Genomic DNA, 21,270 nt, shown 5'->3' on the forward strand with positions numbered 1-21,270 from the left:
GCCTACGCCGAGATCAGGCTCGTTGCGGCTACTCCATCTTTGTCCAGTTTGATACATGATTATGCTTTGTCCGATTCAATTAAAGTTAAGCTACCTTGGCACAAGTCAGTCAATATGACTTTTTGTTTAGGCCAAGTACGTTCAATGACAGCAAGATCAATAACGATGCTGTCGCTGTATGTTTTGTTGGTTATTTCTATGTCACTTTGTTCTAGCCAATATTCAACTTTACCTAATAAAGGATAGGTGATTTTTAGCTGAACTGGGCTGCGCGGGTAAACACTTTCATAAATAGTTTGTGAAAGGGCTTCTTGTACTGCTTGGCTATAAGCCCTTACTAAGCCGCCAGCGCCAAGTTTTATACCACCGAAGAAACGGGTTACGACAACTGTCGTCTCTCCAAAATCCGAATGTTGTAATACATTTAACATGGGTTTTCCAGCGGTGCCTTTTGGTTCTCCATCATCGCTTTGATCCCACAAATGAGCGTTGTTTGGAGCGCCAGCAACGAAAGCCCAGCAATGGTGATTTGCATCGGGATAACGTTGTTTTATCTCATCAATGAATGCTTTTGCCGCAACACGGCCTTTGGTTCGGCTTACCGTTGTAAGGAACTGGCTGTTTTTGATTTCTAGATCAAAGCGTTGTGTGTGTGTTGGGCTTAGGTAGTAATCCATGTAAACTTGCTTAACGGTTGTTTTCTCTATAAAAATAGCGAGTTTTAATTTATATGGCAGATTGGCTTTCACAATCAGTTTTGGTGTTATCGGGCTTTTGTATCGGCACGATTCTTATTTCTAGCATTGCTGCCGCTATTGTACAGGCTATGCGTCGCCAGTGGCAGCGTACAGAGGAAAAAATGCAGCAACAAAATGAGGAATTACAGCGTCTTTTGGAACAATCGAAAGATCAGATTCATTATTTGGAAAAAGAGTCTCTGACTTTAGAGCAACAATTCGCTGCGGCGCAAAGTGTTTGGCAGGAAAAAGAAGCTTTTTACCGTGAACAAAAAAAACAAAATGAGACAGAGTTTAAGCAATTAGCCCATGAAATCATGAGCCAACAAGGTCAACAGTTAGCGAAAGAAAATGAGCGCCAGCTTGGAACCTTGCTAACTCCTTTAGGATCACAGATTCAGAAGTTCCAAGAGAGTGTCGAGAAGAGCTATCAAGAAGAAGCACGTGAGCGTTTTTCTCTGGTCAAAGAGATTAAAGGTTTACAACAGCTTAATCAGAAAATCAGTGATGATGCTGCCAGTTTGACTCATGCTTTGAAAGGTCAAAATAAGTTACAAGGCGGTTGGGGCGAGGTGATTTTAGAGCGAATTCTAGAGCGCTCTGGATTAGAAAAAGGCCGAGAGTACCAAGTTCAAACTTCTTATCAAACTGAAGAGGGTCGTCGCTTACAACCTGATGTGGTGATTCATCTTCCTGAAGGTAAGCAAATTATTGTCGATTCGAAAATGGTCCTGATTAGCTATCTTTCTTATATGGAAGCTGAAACGGATGAAGATAGAAGTCGAGCGTTGAAGTCGCATTTAGATGCAATCCGCCGTCATATGAAAGATTTAAGTTCGAAGTCTTATCATGATTTACCCGGCGTGACGTCATTGGATTTTGTGCTTTTATTTATTCCAATTGAAGCTGCGTTTGGTCTTGCTTTACAGGGTGACAACGGTTTATTTAGCGAAGCATTTGAACACAACATTATTATTGTTGGACCGTCTAATTTATTGGCAACCTTGAGAACGATTCAAAATATCTGGCGCAATGAAAAACAGAGTCAAAATGCCATTGAAATAGCTCGTCAAGCGGGCGCCATGTACGATAAGTTTTCTGGTTTTGTGCAAGACATGGATGACATTGGTAGTAAATTGGAAGCCGTAGGACGCAGTCATGATTCTGCTTTGAAAAAGCTTACCGTAGGGCGTGGAAACCTTGTGTCACGGGCTGAGAAACTAAAGCTTATGGGGGCTAAAACCAGTAAGGCTTTACCTGTGGAATACTTGAACGATGATGCACTCACTGATGAATCTAGAGATTAATTGTCATTAAGTGTTTTCTCCAGATTTGGTTGCAGTTGCTTCTTTCTTATTAGAACCGCAAAGTATTTCTTAGCTGGGATCAAAATTCCAGAGCACTGTGGCTTTGTGGATATAATTAGCGTTTTGTAAATCCAATAGAATACCAGCAGTTAGTCGTTTTAAATCTACGCCTTCTGGTGTTTTTTCAGACTGTGCGATGATTTCTAGGTTTAAGTGGTTATTCAGATAATGCAATCTGGTGTTTGGAATATCTACATAGGCGGTGTGTTGGCGTAGTAAGAAGCCTAAGTCTGCCAGTATTTGGTGGCGCGCTGGCAGTTTGAGTTGTGGTGGTTTCTCTGATGTTGGCTCATGAATAAAGCTGTCCGTTTGAATTTTTTCATCTGTGTCTATATGCACCATCACATCTTCAACTTGAGGGTGTGCTTGCTTAATTGTATAAGCGACTAAATCCCCAAGATAATGACCCTCGCTGACACTAGCGTGACTGGGTACATGGATGTGCATATCGAGATAGATTTTTCCAGCCATGGATCTGGCTCTCACATCATGAGGTGCCATGACGTGCTTTAAACTATTTGCTGTTTCTTTGATTTGTGCAATCAATTTTGGGTCAGGGGCGGTATCTACTAATTCGGCAAGATTTTCCCAAACCATACTTATGGCCATTTTACCGATTAATAAAGCAACCACTATGGATGCAATCATATCAGCCCAAGCATAACCAAAATAAACACCGATCAATCCAATAAGAACAGCAATGGAAGACAGGGCGTCGCTGCGACTGTGCCATGCATTGGCGATCAGCATTTTACTGCCAATTTGATCACCTGCTTTTTTTGTATAGTGAAATATGGCTTCTTTAACGATAATTGTGAGTAAAAGAGCGACTAAACCGTACCAGGTAAATTGGGCTTGTATGCCTTCCGCTTGCGCGTCAATGGACTCATAAGCAATACCAAGGGCAACAATGATCAATACCATGCCTAGAAAGACGGTAGTGAGGGTTTCAAAACGGAGATGACCATAAGGGTGGTTTTCGTCAGGACCTTGGCGAGAGTTCGCTGAGGCGAAATACACAAATACATCGGTTACTAAATCGGATAATGAGTGAATACCATCAGCCATTAGTGCTTGAGATTGTGAAAAGTAACCTGCAAAAATTTTAGCAAATCCTAAAATGGCATCCCAAATAGCACCGACAAGGGTTACTCGCTTTGCTACGTCTTGTTCTTGCTTAAGTTTTGACATTTATTCACTCAGAAATGATGCTTTGTTCTATTAGATTGTTTGAGTTGTGGTGCTTAAAGTTAAGTATTTTAGAAAATAATAGGTTGCTTTTTAGTGCATTGCCATCTTTATTGGCTTAGGGATGTTCTCCCCAAGCTTATCCACGATATCTGTGGAAAAGCTTGGGCAAGAAATTGCTTAGTTGATTTCGAACCATAAGCAGTAAGAAGAAAAGAACTCTCTCATAGTTAATGACATTAATGAGAAGTTGGCGTCCATATCTGACAAACCACCGCCTTGAGATTCATTGAAGGCCGCTTCTTTTAAGGCATCATCGAATTTGATTTTACGTAGTGTTAAATCATCATGGAGTACGAAGCTCAATTTGTCCGTCCAGCGAAGTGCAAGGTTTTTCACCGCCATGCCTTGTTCTAGATGGCGTGTTACGTCTTCTGATAAAGGTTCTAACGCTTTAAATCGAATAGTGGCCTTGTCTTCTGAAGAGTCTTGAATTTCACATTCATCACCTGTTTCTAGACTGGCAGGCACTTCGTTTTTCACCAACCAATCAGTCATTAAGGAGGATGGAGCAACTTGTGCTTGTAACGGTGTCATTGGGAAGCTACCTAATGTGGTTTGTAGGTGCTTGAATAATAACTCTGTCATGGCGGCATTAGTGCTGTTAAGAACTAATATTTTTGCTTTTAGATCAATGTACGCCCAAATATCTGTGCGCTTTGAAAATGCCTTAGGTCTAAGTGTGAAAACTAATTCATCTTTCATGTCGGCTTGTTCTTTACGGCCAACTTTACGTCCTTCGATGAGTTCGATTTCAGCCACTTTATTTTCTAGTTCTTCACGAACAACCGCGGAGGGTAAAACCTTTTCTTCTTTACCGGCACGAAAAAGCAAACAGTGATCACTTGCTAGACTCCATTGTTCGCTGTTACGAATAAGAGGTAACCAACCGAAAGAAAACTCTTCCTGTGAGCCACATTCCTTTAGTGGAAATTCAGGTATTTTATTGATTAATTCATTCGTATCGAGTGATTCTGTGTCTTTTAGTTGAAATATTTGGGCATTCTTGAACCACATAATTAGTCTCTCACAGCTTCTTTAAAGTGTTTACGGCAAACGGATAGATAGCGATCGTTACCGCCTATTTCTACCTGTGCACCTTCCTTAACGGGAATTCCTTGCTCATTAAGTCGAATGACCATAGTGGCTTTGCTACCACAATGACAGACGGTTTTTAATTCTATTAATTTATCAGACCAAGCTAATAATGATTTGCTCCCTTCAAATAACTCACCTTTAAAGTCAGTACGTATACCAAACGCTAAAACAGGGATGTGCAATTTATCCACTACTTCGGATAAATCGTATACTTGCTCTTTAGTTAAAAATTGAGCTTCATCAATTAATATACAGTTTAATTTCTGAGCGTCTGTTTCTTCTTTTATTAACTGCATAAGGTTTGTATTTTTATCAAATAGGCTTGCCTCAGCGGAAATGCCAATTCTAGAAGCAATTTTACCTGATTCAAAACGATCATCTATTAACGCTGTCAGCAGTAAAACCCGCATTCCACGTTCTTTGTAGTTATGGGCTGATTGCAATAGAACCGTTGATTTTCCCGCGTTCATTGCAGAGTAATAAAAATACAGTTTGGCCATATAAAGTCTGTTTATGTACGTTGCTTGATAAATGAGCTGGGTAGTATATCAAATCAGTATTAGAAGTGGTTTTTTTTAATAGGTTAGGGGGAGTAAGCATGACTAATGTTTTACATTGATAGGCCACTCTATTTTTTAGATTTGTTTACCTTGTTTTTTTCTAAACTGTTATTAATAGTAAGTGTTAGCCACTCCGAGCGTTTTATGCCTTGAGCTTCGCAAAGTTGATCTAGCTTAGCTATAGTTTCTTGGTCGATGACCAGCTCTAAGCGTTTTAATCCTAATGCTTTTTCTTTTTCTCGTTGAAGGCGCTTATTGATTTTTAGCTGATCTTTTCTCGTCAATATTTTAGAGCGAGGTCGGCCCGGAGATTTACCAAATAAGTCGATTGTATTCCGATCGGATGACGCTTTTGCCATAGGGTTATTTATTCGTGTAGGTGAAAATAAAAGTTTAATAAAACGAAAAGCCGTATAAGACGGCTTTTCGTTACTGTAGTGATTTTTCACTAAGGCTTATATGTGGTTATTTTTTTGCTGTAATCTTTGCTTGTTGCTGTGCTTGTTTTTCCGCCATTTGATTCGTTGCGATAAAGTCTAACAGTATTTCTGAGGCTTCTTTCGCGTACGTATCTTCTTCTACAGCTTCTATATCATCAACAGAAGTAAGTAACTCTAAACCAAGTGCTTCACGACGAGTATTTTCCCGTTCCAGTTCCCTTATTTTAGCGTCTTCTCTTTGTTTTATTCGAGTACTTTCTTTGAGTGACAGTGTTTTATAGGTTTCTACCTGTTCTTTAAACTCTTCAATTTGGTCATTGATAGCAACGAAATTCGGGTTTGCTGCCATTCTCGCTTCATGACGGGGTTCTAGAATAGGTAGGTAAGCTGGAATGTTCCAGTAAACTGGGTAGCGTGTTTCATGAATTTTATCCCAAGGTAGAGGGTTATCTAATGCACTTTCACCAACCGTTTCTTTATCTATAATAGAAGGGAAGGCGATATCAGGCATAACACCTTTATGTTGTGTGCTTTCACCTGAAATTCGATAAAACTTAGCTTGGGTAGCTTTCAGTTGGCCTTTATCTAGTTCTTGTAGTACTTGAACAGTGCCTTTACCGAATGACTGATCACCAAGGATAAGAGCTCGACCGTAATCCTGTAGGGCGCCAGCGACGATTTCAGATGCTGATGCACTCATACGGTTAATTAATACTGCCATTGGGCCGCTGTAAGTGATACTTGGATCCGAATCGCCTAATGGTGTTACACGACCACTTTGATCACGTATTTGAACAGTTGGTCCTGATGGAATGAATAACCCTGCAAGCGCATTGGCTTCTTGAAGTGAGCCTCCACCGTTGTTTCTTAGATCAAGAATCAAGGCTACGATGTCTTCTTTACCAAGTTCTTCAATCAGTTTTCTCGTGTCTCGTGTTGAACTCTTATAGTTTTTATCACCAGCTTGGATTGCTTCGAAATCAGAATAGAAGGTTGGTAGTGTAATAACACCTACTTTGTAAGTTTCACCATCACGTTCTACTTCGACAATTTCTTTTTTGGCCGATTGATCTTCTAATTTCACTTTTTTACGAACAATGCTAATTTTTTTGCTCGTTTGTGTATCACCTTTACTTGGTGTGATTTCTAGAACAACCGTGGTATCTCGTTCGCCACGAATCATGTCAACGACATCATCAAGACGCATACCAACGACATCAACCATGGGTTCGCCTTCTTGACCAACCGCAATAATTCTATCATTAGGGGATAGTTCACTTTGAGTTGCCGCTGGACCACCAGGGACTAGGCGAACTACTTTTGTGTAGTCGTCATCCATTTGCAATACAGCGCCAATACCTTCTAATGATAGGCTCATATTTATATTGAAGGTTTCGGACGCACGAGGAGCAAAGTAGCTTGTATGTGGGTCTAATGCAGCGGTAATAGCATTGGCAAACGTTTGGAACACATCAATGGCGTTCGTTTGATCAACTTGCTTTAGTTGATTTTTATAACGGCGTTCAATGGTTGAGATGATTTTTTCTTCGTCTTCACCATTTAATTTAAGCACCAATGCGTGATTTTTAATACGCTTACGCCAGTAGTCATCTAGTTGAGCCTCAGAGGTTGCCCATTTCTGCTCATCAGGGTCAGCATTAAGCGTTTCGTCAATTTCGTAATCAAATCCTTTGATCATCTCTGGTAGATGCTCTTGGATGTTGGATAAGCGCTTTTCAAAACGCTCTAGATAAAGGTTATAGATAGTATAGGCAACTTGTGTGTCACCGTTTCTTAGAGCGTCATCGAAACTGTTTCTGTATTTAGACAGATTTTCAATGTCATTTTTTAAGAAGAAACTCTTTGTGGGGTCTAGGGCGTCAATATAATGATCAAAGGCTTGTGCAGAAATGGTGTCCCCAATCTGTGGTCTGTTATAATGAATGCCTTCAAGCATCTCGACCAATTCTTTTGATACTTTGTCGTATTCATGAGGAGGCTGTAATTCCTGATAAGCAAACGCAGGAGTTACAGAGAATGTGTAGCCGGTTAAGAGGCAAAGTAAAAGGCGTTTATAGTTCATCCAGTAGGGGTTCTCTCAGTCTATTTAATACGTCATTAGTAAAATCATATTAGACACTGGGCTGGAAGGCTAGCCAAAGTGTTAAAAAGTCACTTTTTTACAGCATTGTGCTTATAGGAAATTATGGAATATTCAAATTTTAATGACTCACTTTTGTCATTTCTTCAATCATCTCCTACACCTTTCCATGCGACAGCCAGTATGCGCAGCGCTTTGGTAGCAAAGGGTTTCATTGAGTTATTAGAAGAAGATAATTGGGTTCTTGACAAAGGTGGTAAGTATTTTGTGACGCGAAATGAGTCATCTTTAATCGCTTTCACTACACCTCAGCTTAATATTAGTCAAATGGGTTGGCGCATGGTTGGCGCCCATACTGACAGCCCATGTTTAAAATTGAAACCGAATGCTCAAGTGGATCGCTTTGGTTATCACCAGTTAGGTGTGGAAGTGTATGGTGGTGTTTTACTGCATACTTGGTTAGACCGAGATTTATCGATTGCGGGGCGCATTACATTAAAAACAACAGACGGAAACATTGTCAGCCGTTTAGTAGATTTCAAAGATCCTATTGCTGTTGTGCCAAATTTGGCAATTCATTTGAACCGAACTGCAAATGAAGGTTTTTCTGTAAATCCTCAAGAAGAAATTCTACCTATTTTATGCGGTGCAGAAAACGAATTTGATTTACATGAGTTATTAAAAACTCAGCTTCAAACACAGTATGCTGATTTATCAATTGAAACGATTTTAGATTTCGAATTGAGCTTGTATGATACTCAGCCGGCTGCATTGGTTGGTTTGCATAAAGAGTATATTTGTTCGGCTCGTTTAGATAATTTACTAAGTTGTTTTGTTGGCTTACAAGCAATTATGAACTCAAAGGATGATCAAGTTGATGCTCGCCCTAGTTTATTAGTCTGTACCGATCATGAAGAAATTGGCAGCTTGTCGACATGTGGTGCAAATGGCCCATTTTTAGAAGATGTATTGCGCCGTATAACACCGAATCCAGAGCAATATGTACAAGCCATGCAGCGCTCTATGTTGGTGTCAGCCGACAATGCTCATGCCCTGCATCCGAATTACGCGGCAAAACATGATAAGAATCATGCACCTGCGATCAACAAAGGTGCTGTTATCAAAGTGAATGCGAATCAGCGTTATGCGACAAATAGTGAGACGGCTAGCATTTATCGTGATCTTGCTGCAGAAGAAGGTTATGAGGTGCAATGCTTTGTTGTACGCAGTGATATGGCATGTGGTAGTACAATTGGACCTATTACGTCTGGTGAAATTGGTGTTCCGACTATCGATATAGGTTTACCAACGTTTGGAATGCACTCGATTCGAGAGTTAGCCGGCAGTCGTGACGCTTATGGTTTGTATAAAGTGTTGGTGAGATTTACTCAGCGTGAAATATTAATCACTCGTTAAGTAGGCTGGTTATTGATCTGTTAATAAGCACAAAAAAACCGTAAAACAAATAATTTTGTTTTACGGTTTTTTTAGGTATTGATTTTTTATGTCAATAAAGAAATGTTGGTTATTTTTTAGCCACCAACCATTTATCTAACTCTTTGATCTTATCTTCTGTTAGATCACCTGTTACTTCTAACAAACTAAGTTTCTTCAATACAAAATTGTATCGATACTGCTCATAAGTATTTTGAGCATTGTAAAGATTGGATTGTGCATCTAGTAATTCTACAAGGTTACGAGTGCCCACATCGTATCCTGCTTTTGTTGCTTCTAGTGCGCTAGTTCTAGAGCGAATAAGCTGTTGCTGTGCTTCTATTTGTGCAACGGATGTTTGTAGATCTAAGTAAAGGCTGCGAATGTTCAACTCAATAGCTTGTAGAGAACTTGATCTTTGTTCAATTGCTGATTCAGCTTGAGCAGAAGCCTGACGTACAGATGCATTAATTGAACCACCACTGTAAAGTGGAATGCTAACGCCTAACGCAACAGAGGCGGAATTTGTCACACCGTCATAATAAGATGTTGAAGTTGTCGTATAGTCATTATCAACACGGGACAATGATCCTGTAATAGCAACAGTTGGCGTACGACCATTGGCTTTTTGAATGTCGATATTATTTTCTGCGCTGGCAACGGAAAGGTTTAATATACGTAGTTCTTTGTTATCGCGACGTGCTTTAGTTATCAAGGAATCAACTGTCATTCCTGGATCTAGACGGATTGGATAATCTTTTGCTAATTCAGGAATGCGGCTTAAATTTTTACCTGTTCTTTGATGAAGTGCGTTTTGAGCAACCGATACGGCAGATCGAGCACTTAGCTCTGTTACTCGAACAGAGTCATATTCCGCTTGTGCATCTTGTAGGTCAGTAATAGATGCTAGACCCACTTCATATTGTTTTTTAGCACGATCAAGCTGACTTGCTGTACTTTTTACCAATGCCTCGGTTGTTTGTAATGTAGATTGGGCAATCAATAAATTGAAATATTCATTTAATGTAGTGAGAACTAAATCTTCTTCTGAGTTCTCAAAAGCAATCCCGGCACTATCAAAATTTAGTTCTACCGCATCAACCGCGTAACCCAATGCTGGAGAATAAATTGGATAGTTCAAAGAAAGAGCCAAAGTATTTGATACATTGTCATAGTCGGCAGAAGGACTACCTACATCATCATAACCCAGCTCACCACTAAAACTGATGCTAGGGTATAAGCTGCCTTTGGTGACATTTACACTTTCTTTTTGTGCTTTGTAAGTTGCTGCAGCCGCTCTTAAACCTGGGTCATTTTGCTTGGCAAGTTTGTAAACTTCGTAAATGCTTTCTGCATGAAGGGGCGCATTGCTTAGGACAACGGTGGCCATTAATGATGATATAATATGCTTTTTCATAGATCTCTGTGGGCTCGTAGTATGAAATATAGTTATAATAGTACCTCAAGTATTTCTCTTACGGCAGTGCCATTCTTGCTATATCTATTATGACTGTTGACAATATCATAATGAAATACTTTAAATAGCCTTACAATGTGGAAAATTAATGCAACAGTAATTTATCTACATTTTATCCTTTTTGTTTTGTAAGACTATTTTTCCATTCTTTTTTTGTATCAATGTTTTGTGTCAGTTTTTCAATTCAATTTTATAAGTGATAGTTTTTTTCGAGTTGGCTTTTATTTTTCCTGAAATTTCTATGTTATTTGCATTCAATTGAGTGACATTATTTTTTTCTAAGACTTTTACAATGGCATTTGTATTTTGCTCAATCGAATAATTCTGCTCTTGATTTGAATGATTTTGAATGGTGGCTTCCCAAGTTTGAATGCTAGGGAGTTTTTTAGATGACGATTCAATTAACGTGATATAGCCTGTGATGTCTTGGCTTTTATTTGTGATAACTTCTACTGAATTATTTGCTCTCATCATATTCAGGGACACTGAATTCCCTGGAATGAGTAGATTATCTCTTTTCCAAAATGTTTTGTATTCCCCTGGGAGCCCGTCTTGTTCCAGAGTAAATCCTAGTTTGTTATAAAAGATAACATCTATTTTTCCTGTGCTGTTGTTGTGGGTGTAAAGTGAGCCTGCTTGGACCTTACTGTCTATCATACTTCGACTGCTTGGTAGTGCATAAAGGGTATTCGAGTAAGGGGCGATCGATAGTATTGGGCCATCAAGGGGGTAGCTTATTTCATTATCCTGATATTCAACAGCTTGTTTTGCTGCATCCATCGCCATTAAGCTGCGTTCTGCTTTGAATGTTTGTGGTGCTGCTGTTCGTGAATAATGCAGTAAGCTGTTTTGAATCTCTATGACGGAGCTTGAGCTGTTATGCAATATAGCGTGTTGTGAAAGTGATACTTGGTTGTTATCGAATATTAAACTGAGTTGTGGGGTCCATGACAGTTGACTCGTTTGATAACTAATTTGGTAAGGAATCGTAGTTGTTTCTGCGTTGGAGTCTTTTTCTAGGGGAATAAGGTAGAAATCATTCAAAGGTAAAGAGGCTAATCTCTTATTGATTGAAATTAAGAAGGTGTGCTCATCATTTTCTATGCTTTTTAAAACACCTGTGTAACTTAAATCTCGCTGTTTGTGCTCGACTCTAACTTTTTGACCAATTTCATCAAACCAATTTTTATTAGTTGCACTCTGTAAGTTACTAATAGGCAGGAAGTTGTCTTGAAGAGGGAGTAATGTTCCAGAATTAGGTACAAGACTAATTTGTTTTCCACTTTCAACTATTTGGCTATTACTTAATCCAATTACCGCATTTATCGGTGCCGCAAAGATAGATGAAGAGGTTGCGCCTAAAAGAATACTAACGCAAAAAAATGAATTCATTGTTTTCATAAGTAGAGTCCTTTTTATTTATATTCAATCACACAAGTAGTCGTGATAGGGGATTACACATGGTACCCTAATAATTTAATGCAGTAGCAGATTAATCTAGTAAAAATAAGGGTTTGGAGTGGATAAAAAATTACTCATTATTGACGGTTTAAATTTGATTCGACGTCTTTATGCTGCGCTTGAATCAGAAAAAGACTTAGATCGTCGAGTTGAGCGGACACAAAGTATTTCAATTGATGCATTGGCAAAGCTGACACATCAGTTTGATCCTACTTATGCCGTAGTTGTATTTGATTCCAATGGAAAGACATGGCGACATGAAGTTTACCCTGAATATAAATTAGGTCGCGTACCTATGGATGATAAACTTCTAGAGTCTTTACCTGAATTCGCTAAAATTTTTCGTTTCAACAACTTACCTTGTTTACGTTTGGACGGTTGGGAAGCTGATGACCTTATTGCTACGCTTGCGGTGAAGGCTGCTCAACATAATATTACCTCTTACATTATTTCTACTGACAAAGGGTTCACTCAGTTACTAAGTGATGACCATATTCTTCAATACGATTATTTTGCTCGGTTAGGCTACGATAAAATCTGGGTGCCCGGTAAGTATGGTGTTGAACCGCATCAGCTAACGGATTATTGGGCTTTGGTAGGTGATACCACTAACCGTATTCCCGGTGTTAAAGGCATTGGACCTAAAACCGCACTCAGTATTATTAATACCTTTTCAACCATAGAAGACATTTATAATAATTTGTCTTCTTTCCCTGAGCGTACTCAGAAGCTTTTAGCTGATGGTTATGAGCAATGCGTAAAGTCTCGATCGTTAGTTGCACTGAAAACAGATGTTGATATTGGTATCCGCCTTTCACAGCTGTCGTATGTGAACCCAAGTATAGCTAAAGCAGAACCTTAACCTTTTTTATGGTGGTTTTTAAATCATCAAATCCAGATAAGATAAATAGGAATACCTCGTCTATGACATGTGTGGCTTCTCGAAAAATCGAGTCTGGATCTTGTTGGCATAATGTCGAATCCTTAACACTTTGTTTTATTTCTTTAATAAACATTGTTAGTCGTCTGTCTGCTGCTCTAGGTAGCGGTGATGTGAGATTTTTATGATGATCTTTTATTTTTCCGAGAGTAAATAAAAGTTGTAATTTCTTGTCGGCACTCATTTCCTGCTTTGCTGCGACTTGTACAGAAAGTGCTCGAATTTGACCTAATGCTTCAGCCAGTTCAGGTAAGGTTTTGACTAGTTGTTGTGCCGAGTTTCGTATGTATTCATGATGATTGGATGTTAACGAGAATTCATCGGACATGTCCCATACTGCATCAAGTTGACGGGCAATAAGGCCTGAGTGTAATTGAAAGCTTTCTGCACTAGTTATCTCATTATTTGCGGTTAAGCGTTGCCATTGTTTAAATGGATAATATGCACTGAGGGATGGTGGGTAGGCATGGTTTTTCTCAAAGGATAGCAGATTAGAATAAAGCGAATTTATACTTGATTCTAATGCTGGCAACTTACTTTCAAATTCTAATTTCCCGTTAAGAAAACCTGAATGCATGCCTCTATGTTGTTGAGTCAGCTTAATTAACTCAATAAACACCGTAATTCCAGAAACGCCCATTAATGTGCGTTCTTTAGAAGCTTTCTTGGACCATATTTGTCGACCTACAGCCATTAAGATAATAGTTAGGCAGGTAAGGAAAAAAGGCTTGTTAATATCATACTTCTGTCTCCTTTTGCTCTAATCGAGAAGAAAGCCATTCCATGTATTTGACCATGTCTTTTGTGTCTTTACTGGCTTGGCTGTGCTGTTCACTTACCACAGCAATGTTCTGTAATCGTTCCCCCATTTTTGTATTAGCAACACCAAATTCAGTGATGAGTTGGGTTGAATGCGTTATTTCTTTTTGTGTTGATTGTGCCGCATCATGAATAGATATCAAAGATGCTGCTGCAGTATCCGAACCTGTTGCTGCGCTGGTGGCAAGCTCAATTAATTTCAAACTGGTTTGTTCCGATGTGTTTACTTCAGAGGCAATTGAGGTGACTAAACGACCAATATCCTGGGCCGCATTTTCTGTGTTCTCGGCCAATAGTCTGACCTCGTTTGCAACAACGGCAAAACCTCTACCTGCATCACCAGCTCTTGCAGCTTCGATGGAGGCATTTAATGAAAGCAAATTAATCTGTGAAGTAATTTGTTCGATCGTGGTGACAAATTCGCTAATGTCTTGTGCTGTCTTTATTAGTTGTGTCATTTGTATCTGATTATGGGCAACCGTGGATTGTATTAGATGGACTTGTTGTTTTAACTCTTCCAGTGCAATTTGACCTTGTTCTGATTGTTGTCGAGTTTGGTTGGCCATTGTTGATGTCGAATTGATTCTGGTGAGAATACTTTCAATTGTGATTGCCATTTCTTGACTGCTTATAACGAGAGCATTTAATGCAAGATGTTCTTCTTGAGCGCCATTGGCAACGACATTAGAGGAGTTTTGAAGTTCTGTGGCTGTGTATCGAGTTTCTTGTGAACAGCTCTGTAGTAGGTGTTCTTTTCGATTAAGGGTGCGTAATAGGGTATTGATATGTTGAGCCAGTTTATTGAACTCAGTGTCGTTGTAAGATAGGTTGACGACATCACTATGTTTGAAATTACTTAGGTGTTGGGTGAGCTCTTTGATACGTAATCGTGTCAGTTCACTAGAAGACATTGCGAAATAAACTAACAAGCATGTTGTTAATAGAATCACAATATTTGCTTCTATAAAAATGTATGGGATGAAAATAGCTAAAATCGTGATTGAGCCCAGTAATAAAACAATCAACAAGCGTGCATAATAAGGCAGTGCGGCTATTAAAATAGCGCCTGGAGTTAGTAGCATAACGATTCCTTCTAATGATTGATCAGTATTTTGAATCCATTTTCTGCGCTAGTGCAAAAGGTTTTAATGGAAAAACATAACACTTTTTCGCTTTATATTTGTCGCCACTACTTGCTGGTTAGAACTGAATCAAATCATTGAATTAGAAGTAAAATACAGACAGACAAGCGCCTTCTGAGGTTTTCCAATTACAAGAAACCTAATCAGATACCACTGCACAATACAGTAGTGGGCGACGTTGCCATTAATGAGATTAGCCGACATTGGCTAACAGCGCTGTTAATACAAAATGAGTATTAAGGCTTTTATCTTTCTTGCAAGAAAAACGCCAAAAAACAAATGCTATGAAAAATATTATTTATCGGTTCCATGACTGTTTATTTTCCGTTTTAGCATTATTTTCAATGTCCAATCTTGAGTTTGTTAATATTTTTTTGATTTAAAGCGATCTTTTTTATTATTCCTGACCTTTTTTGGTGCAACTGTTTTGTCTATATGGCATATGAAAATATTGGTTTATAAAGAAAATATTTATTGAGCCTCTTACTCACAAGCCACGAGAGGCTTATAATGTCGGTATTTTAAGACAACGGATAAATGAGATATTTATGTCAGAGGTAAGAACACGTATTGCTCCATCACCAACAGGTGATCCACATGTTGGCACGGCTTACATCGCATTATTTAATATGGCGTTTGCACGTAAAATGGGTGGTAAATTTATTTTACGTATTGAAGATACTGATCAAACCCGTAGTACGCCAGAATCTGAAAAAATGATTCTAGATGCTTTACGCTGGTTGGGGCTTGATTGGGCAGAAGGCCCAGATGTTGGTGGTGAATATGGTCCTTATCGCCAAAGCGAGCGAGGTGATATTTACGGTCAATATGCGTTGGAATTGGTTAATAAAGGTCACGCGTTTTATGCATTTGAAACAACAGAAGAGTTGGACCAAATGCGTATTGAGCAAAAAGAACAAGGCTTACCACAAAAATACGATGGTCGTGCATTAACTTTGACTGCAGATGAAGTTCAGGCAAAGTTAGATGCTGGGATTCCTTATGTCATTCGCATGAAAATTCCTGAAGAAGGTACCTGTGTTGTTCAGGACATGTTACGTGGCACAATCGAGATTGATTGGACTCAAGTCGATATGCAAGTCTTGTTGAAAGCTGACGGCATGCCAACTTACCACCTAGCGAATGTGGTAGATGATCACTTGATGAAAATCACCCATGTTATTCGTGGCGAGGAATGGATCAACTCAGCGCCTAAACATATTTTGTTGTATCAATATTTTGGTTGGGATATGCCAACCTTGTGTCATATGCCTCTGTTGCGTAATCCTGATAAATCTAAGTTATCAAAACGTAAAAATCCGACCAGTATTTTGTACTACCAGCGCATGGGTTACATGGCTGAATCCGTCATTAACTATTTAGGCCGCATGGGCTGGTCTATGCCGGATGAGCGTGAAAAATTCTCGCTAGATGAAATGATTGAGCATTTTGATATTCAACGGGTGTCATTGGGGGGGCCTGTTTTTGATGTAGAAAAATTGAGCTGGTTAAACGGTATGTGGATTCGTGAGAATTTGACACCAGAAACTTTTGCGCAAAAATATGTTGAATGGGCATTGAACCCTGAATATTTAATGAAGATTCTGCCGTTGATTATTCCTCGTGTTGAAACTTTCTCAGACGTTGCAGACGTTGCAGGATTTTTCTTAAAAGGCATGTTACCTATTACGAAAGAAGATTTCGCTTCTGTTAAAATGGAAGAGGAAACCCTTCGTAAAGCTATGCAGTTTGCCTTATGGCGTTTAGAAGCATTGAATAAATGGGAAAAAGACGAAATATTCAATGAAATGAAAGCCCTAGCGCAAACACTAGAAATTAAGCCGAAAGACTTTTTTGCTCCTTTGTTTGTTGCCATTTCAGGCACAACAGCATCGGTTTCTGTATTCGACTCTATGGCTATTTTAGGCTCTGATATTTCCCGCGCTCGTATGCGTACAGCGGTGAATGTGTTGGGTGGGCCATCTAAGAAAGAAGCGAAGCGTTGGGAAAAAGAATTTGCAACATTATAGGTATGTCTTTCTCTCTCAATAACTGTATGTAAGTAAATCCTTTAGCGAGTTATTAGACAATAAAAAACCGGCTTTAGAAGGCCGGTTTTTTATTGTCATTTTTCAGTATAAGTCCATTATTTTTTTCATATAAAGATGGTATATATTTTCAATACAAACCTTTAATTAATGAACTTAAGACTGAGTAGTGAAAACACTGGTTTTCTTATTCAAACTGCTTACTTGATCATGAATATCACGAGTATTGCCTTCAATGCTATTGATATTGCTATTGTCTCGTTGTAATTGCTGAGCAATTTTATCCATTTCTTCACTCATATGAATCGCTGTTTTCTCAACTTCTTTAATCGACCTTGCCATATCAATAGAGGATGCAGAGCTTGTTTGTGCGTTTTGTTCTATTTCTAGAATCGCTACTTCTGCTTTTTCGCTGAACTCTTCAATTGCATGTAGGCTTTCTTGACCACTGTGCATTGTCTCAATGGCATTTTGTGTTGATGACTGAATAGTGCCAACTATGTCAGTGATTTTTGCTGTAGCATCAACTGTTTTCTCAGCAAGAGAGCGTACTTCATCGGCAACTACGGAGAAACCTCGGCCTGCTTCGCCAGCTCGTGCCGCCTCAATTGCAGCGTTAAGAGCAAGAAGGTTGGTTTGGTTTGCCAAGTCATTGATCATACCGATAACGTTATCTATGTCTTTCGATAGCTGACCTAGCTCATTTAACTGAGTACTTGTTTTGTTCACCACGCTGATAGTGCTGGTTAGGTTAGAAAGTGCTCCTTTGATTGTTTCTGCACCCACTTTTGCTGATTCATAGGTATTTTGAGATTGGCTACTTAAATCGGCAGTAGTAATAGAAATACTAGAGATAGTGGTTGATATTTCTTCTGTTGCTGCAGCTAATGAACTGGTTTGTTGGCTTACTGAACGGTTACTTTCCGCAATATTCGTTACTGAAGTGTTTAGCTCAGTAACCATATTGTTGACACCTTGTGTAGTGTTCACAACATCGCCAATAACAGAGCCAAGTCCGTTCGTCATTTCGTTGACAGAACCACATAAGGAATCAAATTCATCATTACGTTTATCGTTTACATATAAACGTGCAGTTAAATCACCACCTTTTACTTTACCAAGATCTTTGATGATTTGATTAAGCGTATTGCTAACACTTTTGCCGATACTTGCCATCATGATAGATGCAAGAACAGCAACAACGATACTAACAATGATTAAACTGATACTTGCCTGTTGTGAGCTTGATGATGCTTGTTCGCGAGCGTCTAGTACAGCTTTTTGCATATATTCAACAGCAATCAATCGAGTGTTGTTGAAATTCTCTCGTTGAGTAGAGAATAAAGTTTGTAAATTGCTTAATTGTTGATTTTCTTTATTAAAGTTTTGAACAGCGTCGTAATAAGAAATGATGTTCGCACCAAAACGTTCTTTCAAGCCGAAATCTTCTACTCGTTTATCAAATTTCGCAAAACGTTCTGCGAAGACTTCTTTATTAGCTTCGGTTGGCTCGAAGATCAGTGCTTGTTCAGCTTCACGTACAGGTAAGAACTCTTGTTTAACTAGGCTCAAAAAAGAAATTTCTTCAGTGACAGTTTCACCTAAAGTAGCGACTCCTTTTTTAAGGCCAGAAGAACCATTAAAACCAACCTTTTTTCTTTGGTTAACGAGTGCTTCTAAAGCGTCACTGTAATTAACAAGTGATGTGGTTACATTGTTAATATTATCTTTCGCTTCTGGATCTTGAAGAAGGTCCATGTCTTCTTGCAGCATAACCATGAAGTTATCATGGTTGGTATTAAATGAATTTATAAAAGTATCATAGGAACCATCATCAACACTTGATAGTGTTTCGTACTCTTCCATTAAGGTGATAACAAGAGATGCTAGGTCTTTATCTACTTTTGTTAATCGTTCGAATTTAGATGAGGAAGTCTCTTGAACGTTCAAGCCTTGAAGAGCAACGGCTGTTACCACAATAAAGCCAATGATGGCTGCGATAAGTAACGAGAGTAATTTTGTGCGAAAACTAAGATTTGCCAACATATTTTATCCTGTACTCTTTTTTATTATAGATTGAACAGATAGATTTAAGGGCTAGTTATTATTACCCCTTATTTTTTGCTTACCGAAAAATTTCAAAGGCATTACAAAAATTTACTTAATCATTCTATTTCTACTATAGTCTTATTTGCAAATGAAAAAATAGCAGTTAGCACAAAAAAGTGGCATTAAGCACTATTTTAGCTCATGCATATACTTTTATCGAAAATAAGTCTGTTTTAAAAATCATGTGGGCTCATCCACAATTCTATTTGCTGATACCCTAAGTAGGTTATTGTTCCTGGATAGCGAGCAACCCCACTTGAACTGAATTCAAACTTATAGCTTCTTTTTATTTTTATTTGCCCATGACTCCAAACTGGTTTCCATCCTGCCCCAGCTACGCTTTGGTCTAATAATTGTAGGTTTAATGACTCACAATGTTTTTTGACATTAATTAATGCTTGCTCTCGAATGGAAGTGTTTCGCCACCAGGAGTAAACAAAAACAGCGAGTAATAAAATAATAACAATGTCAGAAAGTTGTATTTGCATGTATGCCTACTATATAAAAAATATGTTGTAGCATAATAACTGATGGGAGTAAGGAAAAGAAATTCGTGGCTACCCCCAAGCAGGAGAGAAAGGGGGAGGTAGCCACGCGCTTCACGCATGTAGAGCGAGTCGAATAATCATCTCATCGAAAGAAAGCTAAATTTGGGCATTCAGGGCAGTGAATGTATGGGGATCCAAATTTGAGTCGTTTGCTTTAATCCAATGGCCAGTCAGGTGATGATTACGCGGCTTCTACCGCTCTTTCTGCGTAAAGTTGGATAACCCACTGTTCAATACGTTGATCAGTGAGTTCAAATTGTTGGTCTTCATCTATAGCTAAACCAATGAAATGGCTTTTATCTATAACACAGGCTCTTGATGCCTCGAAGTCGTAACCTTCTGTTGACCATTGTCCAATAAAGGTCGCATTTGTAGGTAGTAGCTTCTCATACAGCCATCCAACAGCATCAACAAAATAATCTCCGTATCCGAATTGGTCACCTAGTCCGTACAGTGCAACAGTAGTGTTTTCTAAAGATAGTTCACTTAAGCTATCGCCAATGTCTTCCCAGTCGGATTGGATACCACCGAAGTCCCATGTAGGAATGCCGAGAATGACCATAGAGTATTGTTCTAATAAGTTTGCTTCTATGTCTGCGATATTGAAGAGTTCGACTGTCTCTCCTAATTCTTCCCATTGTTTTGCTATCTTATGACCAACTTCTTCTGTGTTGTTGGTATCTGTGCCATATATAAGGGCTATAGATGAATGAGCCATGTTGTAAATTTAATCCTATAACTTAGTGAATTTGTCCGTATTGGTGACTGCTGACACCAAAATGTTGAATAAAAGCCGCTTCAAACTGATCATCAGAGAAACCACTTTGAGCAATAATGTGTGTTTTTGCTGTTGGGTCTTGTCTGAGTTTGGCTGCTGCAAATTTAATGCGACTACGAGTCCAATAGCTTTCTATAGATTGTCCAACAATTAGGTAAAAACCAATTGCAAGGGCTTCTGTATTAAGACCAACATCTTGAGCAATACTTGATATATTTAGTGCTTCATGCTCCATAGCTTCTATTAGGTTCTGTGCGTTGAATACTTTACTTTGACAATCCTTACATTGTGATAAATGACTGAGCATTTGTAATTGTTCTATCACAGTAAATATAAGGGCGTAAATGTGTCCTGCTAAACTAATAGAGTGACCTTTGTGGGATAAAACGGACTTGCTAATGCTAGCTGCTTTTTCCGTGAAGGGGAGTTGTATGACGCCGTTATCGTTATTTAACTTGTCACCCATCAAACGAAAATGCTGGATAATCTGATCTTCTGTTTCGCCCAGTACATTAGCAAGATGTTCTGGGCTAATACGCACTTGTAGTAGACTACGCTCTTCACCAGCCTTCATGGAAAAGTAACCATGTATATTCTTTGGTTGATAAGTAATCTCAACAGACTCAATATCATGAACTGTATTAATTGCTCTTGTACCCAAAAAAGAAAAATATAAACCTTGCTTAGCTTCTTCACGAATAGAAACATTCGTTTTACTATGCAGGTGTTGATTCAATAATTGTAGATTTGGAAGCAGAGCAAGAAAACACTTGTGACCTGCGATGTGTGCGGTCATTTCGTCTTTTACTTTACCTGTGTTGTCATACATATCATGCATACATATTTGCATTGAATGTTGCCTCTAATCTGATAATGGTTATCATTAAAGATGCTTTTCGTTATTAATGCAAGTGATTCTCATTAAAAAAATTATATGAGAATCACTTTATTGATATTTTTATA

General features: G+C 38.7%; 18 protein-coding genes. 4 read left to right on the forward strand and 14 right to left on the reverse strand.

The window, feature by feature from the left end:
- Nucleotides 1-59: 59 nt before the first annotated feature.
- Nucleotides 60-677, reverse strand: a complete 618-nt coding sequence (locus AC0L3Y_RS11550) for a YigZ family protein (protein ID WP_473463037.1) — start codon at nt 675-677, stop codon at nt 60-62.
- Between the two features lie 53 nt (nt 678-730).
- On the opposite strand from AC0L3Y_RS11550, the gene AC0L3Y_RS11555 reads away from it, so the two are divergent.
- Nucleotides 731-2,044, forward strand: coding sequence for a DNA recombination protein RmuC (locus AC0L3Y_RS11555; protein WP_473463042.1), 1,314 nt, complete (start codon nt 731-733; stop codon nt 2,042-2,044).
- Between the two features lie 69 nt (nt 2,045-2,113).
- On the opposite strand, the gene AC0L3Y_RS11560 is transcribed toward AC0L3Y_RS11555, so the two are convergent.
- The 5 genes from AC0L3Y_RS11560 to AC0L3Y_RS11580 all read right to left on the reverse strand — a co-directional run bounded on the left by AC0L3Y_RS11560 (nt 2,114) and on the right by AC0L3Y_RS11580 (nt 7,533).
- A complete protein-coding gene (locus AC0L3Y_RS11560) occupies nt 2,114-3,295 on the reverse strand; it encodes a cation diffusion facilitator family transporter (RefSeq protein WP_473463047.1) in 1,182 nt (393 codons plus the stop codon).
- A gap of 177 nt (nt 3,296-3,472) precedes the next feature.
- Nucleotides 3,473-4,369, reverse strand: a complete 897-nt coding sequence (locus tag AC0L3Y_RS11565) for a recombination-associated protein RdgC (protein ID WP_473463051.1) — start codon at nt 4,367-4,369, stop codon at nt 3,473-3,475.
- 2 nt (nt 4,370-4,371) lie between these two features.
- Nucleotides 4,372-4,950, reverse strand: coding sequence for a thymidine kinase (locus AC0L3Y_RS11570; protein ID WP_473463055.1), 579 nt, complete (start codon nt 4,948-4,950; stop codon nt 4,372-4,374).
- Nucleotides 4,951-5,078: 128 nt separating this feature from the next.
- Nucleotides 5,079-5,369, reverse strand: coding sequence for a LexA regulated protein (ybfE, locus tag AC0L3Y_RS11575; RefSeq protein ID WP_473463058.1), 291 nt, complete (start codon nt 5,367-5,369; stop codon nt 5,079-5,081).
- A 106-nt stretch (nt 5,370-5,475) separates the two neighbouring features.
- The gene (locus tag AC0L3Y_RS11580) at nt 5,476-7,533 is read right to left on the reverse strand and encodes a carboxy terminal-processing peptidase (RefSeq protein ID WP_473463063.1); all 2,058 of its coding nucleotides are present in this window, start codon (nt 7,531-7,533) and stop codon (nt 5,476-5,478) included.
- Between the two features lie 123 nt (nt 7,534-7,656).
- On the opposite strand from AC0L3Y_RS11580, the gene AC0L3Y_RS11585 reads away from it, so the two are divergent.
- Nucleotides 7,657-8,967 carry a M18 family aminopeptidase gene (locus AC0L3Y_RS11585; RefSeq protein WP_473463069.1) on the forward strand — a complete coding sequence of 437 codons (1,311 nt, stop codon included), beginning with the start codon at nt 7,657-7,659 and terminating at the stop codon, nt 8,965-8,967.
- Nucleotides 8,968-9,076: 109 nt separating this feature from the next.
- Here AC0L3Y_RS11585 and AC0L3Y_RS11590 read toward each other — a convergent pair whose 3' ends face one another.
- The gene (locus AC0L3Y_RS11590) at nt 9,077-10,402 is read right to left on the reverse strand and encodes a TolC family outer membrane protein (protein ID WP_473463073.1); all 1,326 of its coding nucleotides are present in this window, start codon (nt 10,400-10,402) and stop codon (nt 9,077-9,079) included.
- Between the two features lie 231 nt (nt 10,403-10,633).
- Nucleotides 10,634-11,863, reverse strand: a complete 1,230-nt coding sequence (locus tag AC0L3Y_RS11595; RefSeq protein WP_473463076.1) for a hypothetical protein — start codon at nt 11,861-11,863, stop codon at nt 10,634-10,636.
- A gap of 118 nt (nt 11,864-11,981) precedes the next feature.
- On the opposite strand from AC0L3Y_RS11595, the gene xni reads away from it, so the two are divergent.
- Entirely contained in the window at nt 11,982-12,785 is an 804-nt protein-coding gene (gene xni / locus AC0L3Y_RS11600; RefSeq protein ID WP_473463080.1) for a flap endonuclease Xni, read from the forward strand.
- Here xni and AC0L3Y_RS11605 read toward each other — a convergent pair.
- Nucleotides 12,769-13,503, reverse strand: coding sequence for a hypothetical protein (locus AC0L3Y_RS11605; protein WP_473463084.1), 735 nt, complete (start codon nt 13,501-13,503; stop codon nt 12,769-12,771). The genes xni and AC0L3Y_RS11605 overlap by 17 nt on opposite strands.
- 97 nt (nt 13,504-13,600) lie before the next feature.
- Entirely contained in the window at nt 13,601-14,764 is a 1,164-nt protein-coding gene (locus AC0L3Y_RS11610; RefSeq protein ID WP_473463090.1) for a methyl-accepting chemotaxis protein, read from the reverse strand.
- A gap of 608 nt (nt 14,765-15,372) precedes the next feature.
- On the opposite strand from AC0L3Y_RS11610, the gene gltX reads away from it, so the two are divergent.
- Nucleotides 15,373-16,854, forward strand: a complete 1,482-nt coding sequence (gltX, locus tag AC0L3Y_RS11615) for a glutamate--tRNA ligase (RefSeq protein WP_473463096.1) — start codon at nt 15,373-15,375, stop codon at nt 16,852-16,854.
- Between the two features lie 174 nt (nt 16,855-17,028).
- Here the strand turns inward: gltX and AC0L3Y_RS11620 are convergent, their stop codons facing one another.
- The 4 genes from AC0L3Y_RS11620 to AC0L3Y_RS11635 all read right to left on the reverse strand — a co-directional run bounded on the left by AC0L3Y_RS11620 (nt 17,029) and on the right by AC0L3Y_RS11635 (nt 21,157).
- Complete coding sequence (locus tag AC0L3Y_RS11620) at nt 17,029-18,918, reverse strand: methyl-accepting chemotaxis protein (RefSeq protein WP_473463099.1); 1,890 nt, start codon at nt 18,916-18,918, stop codon at nt 17,029-17,031.
- A gap of 236 nt (nt 18,919-19,154) precedes the next feature.
- Nucleotides 19,155-19,469, reverse strand: coding sequence for a DUF3301 domain-containing protein (locus AC0L3Y_RS11625; RefSeq protein WP_473463104.1), 315 nt, complete (start codon nt 19,467-19,469; stop codon nt 19,155-19,157).
- A 241-nt stretch (nt 19,470-19,710) separates the two neighbouring features.
- Entirely contained in the window at nt 19,711-20,247 is a 537-nt protein-coding gene (locus AC0L3Y_RS11630) for a flavodoxin (RefSeq protein ID WP_473463108.1), read from the reverse strand.
- Between the two features lie 22 nt (nt 20,248-20,269).
- Complete coding sequence (locus AC0L3Y_RS11635) at nt 20,270-21,157, reverse strand: helix-turn-helix transcriptional regulator (RefSeq protein WP_473463114.1); 888 nt, start codon at nt 21,155-21,157, stop codon at nt 20,270-20,272.
- Nucleotides 21,158-21,270: the final 113 nt, after the last annotated feature.

The organism is Marinomonas sp. GJ51-14, from assembly GCF_055808695.1.